This window comes from uncultured Campylobacter sp. (assembly GCF_938045775.1).
Classification (GTDB): Bacteria; Campylobacterota; Campylobacteria; order Campylobacterales; family Campylobacteraceae; genus Campylobacter_B.
On record NZ_CALIBH010000086.1, the window covers coordinates 1 to 1,185 of the forward strand.

2 protein-coding genes and 1 pseudogene are annotated in these 1,185 nt (G+C 34.6%); all 3 read left to right on the top strand.

Going from position 1 to position 1,185, the window contains the following annotated elements; all coding sequences use genetic code 11:
- A pseudogene (locus tag Q0238_RS12245) lies at nt 1-167 on the top strand (sodium-dependent transporter); the annotation flags it as partial.
- Between the two features lie 124 nt (nt 168-291).
- Nucleotides 292-555 (top strand): type II toxin-antitoxin system RelB/DinJ family antitoxin, encoded by a 264-nt coding sequence (locus Q0238_RS03165; RefSeq protein ID WP_295152683.1) that lies wholly within the window; start codon nt 292-294, stop codon nt 553-555.
- Complete coding sequence (locus Q0238_RS03170) at nt 552-815, top strand: Txe/YoeB family addiction module toxin (RefSeq protein ID WP_297942857.1); 264 nt, start codon at nt 552-554, stop codon at nt 813-815. Before Q0238_RS03165 ends, Q0238_RS03170 begins: the two co-directional genes overlap by 4 nt.
- Nucleotides 816-1,185: the final 370 nt, after the last annotated feature.

The window sequence follows — 1,185 nt, forward strand, 5'->3', positions numbered from 1 at the left end:
CAATATCGTGGTTTTGGGTGATTAAGCGGAATGAAATTTTAGATGAGATCAATCTAGGCGCAGATAGGGTCCGCGGCAAGCTCTGGTATGATATCGGGCGCTTTGTCTATGTCCCACTGGCGCTACTTTTATGCATAATCGCGCTTAGTATGCATATTTCGTTTTGAATTAAAATTTCGCTAGATTTAGCATTAATAGTATTCTCTCGTAATGGAGTTTTAGCAAATCACATTTATAAATCATTGCATTATCTATATAAATAATGTATAATGCAATCAAAAAGGAGACAATATGACGCGATCTATAAACGTAAATTTTAGAATGGATGCCGAGCTTAAAAAAGGGTTGGAGGAAGTATGCTCTGAAATGGGGCTAAATTTAACTACTGCTTTTACAATATTTGCTAAAAAAGTATTGCAAGAACGCAAAATTCCTTTCGAGTTGACGGCAGATCCCTTTTACAGCCACGAAAATTTATCTCATCTTAAGCGCTCTTTTGACGAATTAAAGGAAAATAGCGGGATTGAGCACGATTTGTTAGAAGCGGATCAATGAAAAAAATCTGGTCGCAAGAAGCTTGGAAGGATTATCTGTATTGGCAGGAAAATGATAAAAATATCCTAAAGCGCATAAATAAGTTAATCCTAGACATAGAGCGTAACGGCTACGATTGTATAGGTAAACCCGAAGCGCTAAAGGGCAATTTATCGGGGCTTTATAGTGTTAGAATATATGGAAAAAATCGGCTCGTATTTAGAATATCTAATGGCGCCATAGAAATAGCTCAGTGTAAAACTCACTATGGAGATAAGTAAAATACGTACAAAAGCATCAATATCAAAGCGGTAGTATTTATCCTAAAATAAAAACTTTCACACCAAAAAAAGGCGTAGAATTTTAAAATCTTATCTTATTTTATGGCTTAAAATTTTGAAATTCAGTGCAGATTTAAAGCAGTAAATTTCAAAATTTTGCCTTTGGCTGTTAAAAAGAAATTTTGTCGTTAAATTTAACAACAGAAATTTCTTTTTAGTAAATGCGGTATCTGTAAAAGAGTATTATGAGCTGCTGCAATATTTCAAGGCGCTAAACGTAAAAATAGAAGATCGGACCGACTTTATACCGCAGGCTCAAAATAGCGGCTATTTCACCGATAAAAATGAAATTTACAGCTACGGTTTTAAC

What these genes read in the sequence shown, in the direction of transcription:
- Q0238_RS03165 (WP_295152683.1), top strand. Translation starts at nt 292, where the DNA reads ATGACGCGATCTATAAACGTAAATTTTAGAATGGATGCCGAGCTTAAA.
- Q0238_RS03170 (WP_297942857.1), top strand. Translation starts at nt 552, where the DNA reads ATGAAAAAAATCTGGTCGCAAGAAGCTTGGAAGGATTATCTGTATTGG.